The organism is Bacteroides sp., from assembly GCF_029057325.1.
Lineage (GTDB): Bacteria > Bacteroidota > Bacteroidia > Bacteroidales > Bacteroidaceae > Bacteroides.
Genome location: NZ_JAICZW010000121.1, coordinates 1 through 7,270, shown reverse-complemented (window position 1 = coordinate 7,270; position 7,270 = coordinate 1). Strand labels below are relative to the sequence as shown.

The window sequence follows — 7,270 nt, the reverse complement described above, 5'->3', positions numbered from 1 at the left end:
GCAAGCCGACTCCATGATTTGCACTACCGAAAAGCAAGGGAAGGAACTGGGCGACAAGCTTCCTGCCGACAAGAAGGCTCCGATTGAAGCCGCTCTGCAGAAACTGAAAGATGCCCACAAGGCTCAAGACCTGGCTGCCATCGATGCCGCCATGGCCGAGCTCAACGTAGCTTTCCAAACAGCCAGTGCCGAAATGTATGCACAGAGTGGCGCCCAAGGCGGTGCCCAAGCAGGGCCTGACATGAATGCCGGCCAACAGGGCGGTGCTCAGGATGGCAATAAGCATGGGGATAATGTGCAGGATGCGGACTTTGAGGAGGTGAAGTAAGTATCGGTGAACAACGATAACTATAGATAGGAATATAGGGTGTAGCTCAATGAGTTATGCCCTATTTCTTTTATAACACCCTTTTGTATTATCTCCGAACTTTCTTGCGTATCACCGAACTTTCGAATCTGTGTACCGTCAAGCATGGTATCCGGTGATACCAATTCTACATGGCCATCATAAATGTCGATATGTACTTTCGCCACCCATTACCGTATAATCTCTATGGATAGGGTGGTTTACTAATCCTTCAAAAATATCACGGTTGGAATGGTCGGGAAGATTTTAATTTATTGTTACAAAGGTGATGATAGTGTGATAATCTCTTAAATGTTTTAGCTTACAAAGAAAGCATCAAGTCAGCCAAAAGAACAGCTGTTTCCGGTTCATTCTTTTGTGCATCTTTAGGTTTCCATGCCACAACAAAACGTACAGATGCGGATTTTACCTTGTAACCTCTTTGTTCCCATTCGGATAACGTGCCCTGCATTCTTGATGATAATTTAGCTATGGGTTTATCGATCGATGAATTATACAAGAAGAAATTATTGTAAATCAAAGAGTCTCCTCCTCTTAGTGCTAAAACCTCTTGTTTCCGTTCTTTGAAGAATCCCAAATTGACATCTTTGTGAGAGAGCTGTAGTATAATTTCTTCAGGCATGTCATATTGTTGTTGGTCAATGAGATATAAGTTTGCACTTAAATGATTGAAGCAATCGCCATTTGTATGTATGAATAGTCTGTTTTTTGCACGAGTTATTCCTACGTAGTATCTGCGCATCAGATGGGCATCCTTTACATAATTGTCGGATATGAGCATATACACATCATCAAACTCCCTGCCTTTGGCCTTGTGGATGGTTGATACTACGACATCGGTGCCTGATGTGTCGCAAAAGTCTTCCACTGACGACTCAAATACAAATTCCTTGAAGTCACTGAAATATTTTGTTTTGTTAGTTTGTTCAAATTGTTCCACACATCGTTTTATATACGTCAGACTTATACTTCTGCCATAAATCGAAAAGGTTGTATGCTTGGCTTCTTCCCATAGCTCTTCTGTGATTAGCGGTGTTTTTATCCGTTTGTCTATATACCTCAAGAAGTATCTCATTTCCGCCATATTCCAAAAACGTAAACCGTCCATTGATTGTACCAGTTTACTGTTTATACCATGCTTTCGCAGGAGGGCTATCAAGATGACAGCTTCTTCGTTTGTTTGGGTGAGTACACATGAAGTGCCTTTGTCCTTGTGTTGAAGTAAGTTTTTCACAAGCGGCTGATACATATATGTTGAATGATGACGTATTACTTCCACCCAACCTTGCTCTTTTCTCATAGAGATGATAGGTGTACTTTTTATCCTTTTATTGATAGTTTTCAAGAATCCGTTGGCAAAATCCACCGGCTGGCGTGCACTGCGGTAATTCTCAGTCATTTCGACAAATGTACTTCCGCTTTCTTGCGCCAGCCGGTACATATAGCCGGAATCGGAACCGCGGAATTCATAGATGTTCTGGTCATCGTCTCCCACTGCTATCACACGCATTTCCTCATTATTAGTCATTAAAGCCTTTACAAGCGCATGCTCTTCGGCTCCCATATCCTGAGCTTCATCTATGACCAACACCGTCTTGCCAATTTTATTGGGTTCCACTTCTCCTTGACATATCATCTTTGCTGCCATTGAAACGACATTTCTTGATTCTTCAAGATTTCCTATCCGTCCCAATAGGTCGAAGCAATAGGAGTGGAATGTTTTTATTTCAACAAAGTGGGCGGCGTTGCCTATCAACTCCATGAGTCTTTGTTTGAATTCCGTAGCAGCTGCCCTTGAGAATGTCAGCATCAGGAGTTGTTCGTGTTTCACATCTTCAAGTAGCAGAAGTGAGGCCAGTTTGTGAACCAATACACGTGTTTTGCCACTACCCGGACCCGCCGCAACCACAATGCAGCGTGAAACTTTATCGGAAATAATATCCATTTGCCGTTTGGATAACAGTCCGAATAATTGTTTGTACTTCTGTGGTGTCAGGTTACGTTGTATTTCGCTTACTCTGTCTCCTTTAAAGTATTTGGTGACAAACTTCCTGTAATCCATTTGGAAATAGTCTTGGACATATTGCAAGGCTGCCTGATAATCTCTTACCATCAGATTGGCATATTCGCCTACAATATGCACTTGCTGAATCTTCAACTTGTAGAACTCGTTGAGCATCCGGTAGTCGTCTTGCTTGTATCTCGACTTGTTGTCCTTTATTCTTTGGATATTCATGGCATTATAAAGTACCAAAAAGCCGCCTTCAAGTTTTAGTGAACCGATTTTCGACAAATACAGAAGCGCTTCTTCAACTTCTTCCAGCCGGATATCATCAAGTCTGCCGAAAAGGGATTGGGTACTTGACTTTATTCGGTTCAGAAGCTCTATTACGGAAAATTGGATGGCTTTGTCGGGAGTGTTTTCCTTCTCTGAAGCTAACTGGTGTAACCATTCCACGGCAAAACGGCTTATCTCCAATCGCTTCTCAAAGCGTCGCATCGTAGATTCCAAGTCCGCCTGACGACTTATTTCCATATTGCGGACCGCATCTTCTTTCTTACGGGTATAACCCTTGACGGTGAGGAAATAGAGTAGCGTACGGATATCTTTTTCTTTGGATGTGTTGATTCCATCGTTCACGGCGTTTTCATTCAGTTGCTTGCATGATATTCGCAAAGCTTCATCGGGAATATGATTGAGGATGTATTGTTCTAGTTTGGCAAAGCGGTCGAGAAGCATTTGCGACTTTCGTTCCGAGTCGCCCGCATCCAGTAAATAGGCGGATATATCTTTGCTGTCTGCCAATATCCCTTCCTGCCGCATACGTTCCACGATGGATATAACTTCTCTTTTGCTTAGTCCCAAGATGTCTGCCAGATAGTCGATCCGCGATTCTGCTTCCGAATCCTGGGCTTTGGCGATATGCTTTTGGGATATCAATGATTTAATGATGCGGACCGACCTCTCTATTTCATCGCTGCCGAAGAGCACTGACGCTGATATGCGTTCTCTTGCCTCATCCATGTTTTTTACCGTGATTCCCGTGGCATATACATGAGGCACATTGTTTCCTCTTACCAAATAGCCGCTTTGTTCCAAAGCCGCCAATGCTGTCCGCACACGGGTCTCAATGTCGGATACCGAATCGTCCCATCCTGCTTGCCGGGCTATTTCCAATGCAGAACAATCGACTCTCATGCGCTGTTTGGTAAGGCTTTTGACGGCTTTCCATACCTGCTGGATTTCACTGATGCTGAGTTTCGTTTGGTTTAACAATATAAAATGCTTGTCCAGGTCATTGTCACTATAAAGCACATAACAACGTGCACTGAGATTTGGGTCACGACCGGCCCTGCCTGCTTCTTGAACATAGTTTTCCAAAGAGTCGGAAATATCATAATGTACCACGAGACCTACATCTTTCTTATCGATTCCCATACCAAATGCAGACGTGGCCACGATGATGTGTGCCTGATCGTTCATGAAGGCATCCTGGTTGGCAATTTTTTCATCAGCCTCCATCCTGCCATTGAAAGGCAGTGCCTTGTAACCGTCGCGGGTCAATTTCTCTGCTAGCTCCTTTGTTCGTTTAGTACGTGATACATAAACAATTGTCGGGCAATCGGATTCTGCAACAAGTTTTCTCAGTTTTAAATACTTGTCATTGTCACTCTCTACATGTATGACGGAATAGTGCAGATTTGTTCTTGAGGCTATTGATGCGAATAACTCTAGGTTCAAGTCCAAGGTTTGCTTGAAATAGTCACATATATCTTGTATCACTTTCTGCTTTGCTGTAGCCGTGAAACAAGATACAGGTATCGGGGTTTTACATTTTTTCTTTTGCTGGTATTTTTGGATGAATTTGCCGATGTAGAGATAGTCAACCCTGAAATCTTGCCCCCATGAGGAAAAGCAATGTGCTTCGTCTATTACAAATCTTACCACATGCCGGGCCATCAATATCTTTTCGATTGTTTTTGAACGAAGCATTTCGGGAGATATGTATAATAATGAAGCTTCTCCATCTTGTACTCTTTGTAAAGATAATGACCGTGTGATAGGATCTAACATTCCATTGATGGTTACGGCATCAGTGATTCCTCTGTCAGCAAGGTTATCTACCTGATCTTTCATCAAGGACTGCAAGGGGGAAATGACAACCGTCAGTCCGTGCACGGAGCGTCCTGCCATAAGCGCTGGCAATTGGAAGGTAAGTGATTTGCCACCACCGGTAGGAAATATAGCCAACAATGATTTGCCTTCCACCGCAGCTCGGGCAGCTTGTTCCTGCAACGGCTCGCCTTCGTATGTCCGGAAACGCTCATAGCCGAAAATTTTTTTCAGGTTATGGAGCACGTCCAATTGCGTACGGCAGTAGTCGCAACCTTTGTGGCAATCGGTGTGGCATAGCAGTTTTATGATAAATTCCACTTCGGGATAATTGTGAAGTACCCATCCTGGAGTGATGGAACGAGAATCAGTGGTGTCAATCAGAGCTAATGCGTATGCCAATCCGCATGGATATCGGCCGATAAGCATGTCAAGATCGGCATGCAGGCAAATCTTTCCGGCATAAAGCTCTTTTATAAGTTCAGGTATTCCTTCATGAATATACTCCGCACTTACCATATCGAGAAATCCCTCAAACTCCTTCTTATCTTTCAGCAATGATGCGAATAGCATACGCTTCTCTTTCGGCAAGGAATTCCAGCATGCTATTTCATCCAATAACAGGTCTTTGGCTTTCTTGCAATCGTTTACCGGATTGTTCATCTGTTCGCAGATCAGTTTGTCATCTTTCACAAGCCGATGGTAAGGGCGTTCCGGGAATAATAAAGGCGAGATATAAAGTGTATCAACTAAAATCCAGCGGCATGTATCGTCTGAGAACAGGTACTTGGCATCATGGTGAATGATATTGTGACCACAGATGTAATCTATGCCGTTTAAGAAAAAAAATAGTTCTTCTTTCGAGGTTTTATGGAATGTCGTGTCATCGTGCTTGAGCGCTCCTATATCATGGATTTTATGGTCTTTCAAGCCGACTTCAATATCTACCATTGCATAACTGCGGGTATTACATGGTACAGAGGTGGTTTTACTGCCAATGATATTGCTTTTATGCTCGTTTTTCTTAAATCCTATGAGTTTACTCCATATTGACATATCTCAATATAATAAATCGTTTTTATAACTTGAATTTGGTTATGTATCTGCATAACTTCATTATTGTTCAGGTATATTACCTCAATATCATACACAAAGATAAGGATAAAAGTGGAGATTCTGTTAAATTCGTGCCATACTTTTGATTGTTATGCGTTTATAAAATAAATCCGTACTTTTGCACTCAAAAGCTGTTGTTGCACCTTGGTGACAAGGATACCTGTCTGCTGAGAGCCTCTTGCCTTATTCCTTAACCACTTGCGGGTTTTGCTCATGTCACGGAGCAGAACTATAGGATAGCCTTTTTCAGAAACCTCGTTGTATAATGCCCATCGTAATTAAACGAAAACAACGAATGTACGAATGAAGATGGTTTTTCCGCTCTGAAGGAACGGAGGCTTACAGCAAGATGAAGATAGTCAGAGTATGTAATTTTATTGTTCTCTTTCAATCGTTCGTTCATCCTTCCTTCCTTCAGCATATTCAGGTTCAGTGAGTTTATTAGAAATAAAAAAACTGCTGATGGCAAAATGAACGCCACTATCGGCGGAAGAAAAAACAGACCCGGCTGCCGTTCTTACAGCAACCGGGTCCTGTTTTTTTGAGGGGAGTGTCGATGATCCTTATCGGTCGGCGACACTAAAAAGGAGGGGAGCTCCTACGCGTTTTATGCGTTTCTGCCGTGGCAGTTTTTGTACTTCTTGCCGCTGCCGCAGGGACAGGGGTCGTTGCGGCCTACGGTTTTCTCCGCACGGATGGGTTCGCGTCTGGGTTGTTCGCGGGTGTCTCTTGCGGCGGCGGCCTGCTGGTTGGGGTCGTTCAGATCCACCTTTTGTTCCCGATACTGGCTCATGTCCTGGCGGCGTTCGGGGGCGGCTTGACGCACTTCCACGTGGTGGGGCGGCTGTTGCGGCGCCTGCTGTTGTGCCGGAGCCTGCTGTTGCGGCGCCTGCTGTTGTGCCGAAGCCTGTTGCTGCGGTGCTTCTGCCGGAGCCTCTTGTACAGGTATCTGTCCGCGCATCAAGATAGATACGGTCTGGTTATTGATCTTGTCCACCATGGCGTCGAACAGGTTCACGGACTCCAGCTTGTAAATCAGCAACGGGTCTTTCTGCTCGTAGCTTGCATTCTGTACAGAGTGCTTCAGGTCGTCCAGCTCGCGCAGGTTCTCCTTCCATGCCTCGTCGATGACGTGCAGCAGGATGGACTTCTCGAAAGATTTCACCACTTCCTTGCACTCGCTGTCGTAGGCGCTCTTCAGGTTGCATGAGATGTTGTACATCCGCTTGCCGTCTGTGATGGGAATCAGGATGTTCTCGTACATGTAGCCTTGCAGCTCATATACCTGCTTGATGACTGGATAGGCTATTTGCGCCATGCGTTCGGTCTTGCGCTTGAAGAGTTCCATGGCAGCATTGAATGTTTTTTCCGTCAATGTCTCTTTCTTCTCGTTGCGGAACTCCTCTTCGGTGAAGGGCGGTTCCATGGCGAGTGTCTGGAGGATATCCATCTTGCAGTTCTCGTAGTCGGGGCCTTCGAGGGCGTTGGCGCAACGGTCCCAAATCATGTTCACGATGTCCATGCCGATACGTTCGCCCATCAAGGCGTGGCGGCGTTTGGTATAGACCACGGTACGCTGCTTGTTCATCACGTCGTCATATTCCAACAGGCGTTTGCGGATGCCGAAGTTGTTTTCTTCCACTTTCTTCTGGGCACGTTCGATGGATTTGGAA

Annotated in this window: 3 protein-coding genes and 1 pseudogene; 1 reads left to right on the top strand and 3 read right to left on the bottom strand. The window is 44.6% G+C overall.

Features of this window, described 5'->3' with window-relative positions; all coding sequences use genetic code 11:
- A partial coding sequence (locus K2G43_RS07205) for an Hsp70 family protein (RefSeq protein WP_366525004.1) occupies positions 1-328 on the top strand: 328 nt, incomplete at its 5' end.
- A gap of 122 nt (positions 329-450) precedes the next feature.
- On the opposite strand, the pseudogene K2G43_RS07200 reads toward K2G43_RS07205, so the two are convergent.
- The 3 genes and pseudogenes from K2G43_RS07200 to K2G43_RS07190 all read right to left on the bottom strand — a co-directional run.
- Positions 451-613, bottom strand: a pseudogene (locus tag K2G43_RS07200) (AAA family ATPase); the annotation flags it as partial.
- 55 nt (positions 614-668) lie between these two features.
- Complete coding sequence (locus K2G43_RS07195; protein ID WP_297644909.1) at positions 669-5,537, bottom strand: RecQ family ATP-dependent DNA helicase; 4,869 nt, start codon at positions 5,535-5,537, stop codon at positions 669-671.
- Between the two features lie 667 nt (positions 5,538-6,204).
- Positions 6,205-7,270, bottom strand: a 1,066-nt coding sequence (locus K2G43_RS07190; RefSeq protein WP_300153794.1) for an SEC-C metal-binding domain-containing protein, incomplete at its 5' end; no start/stop codon positions are given.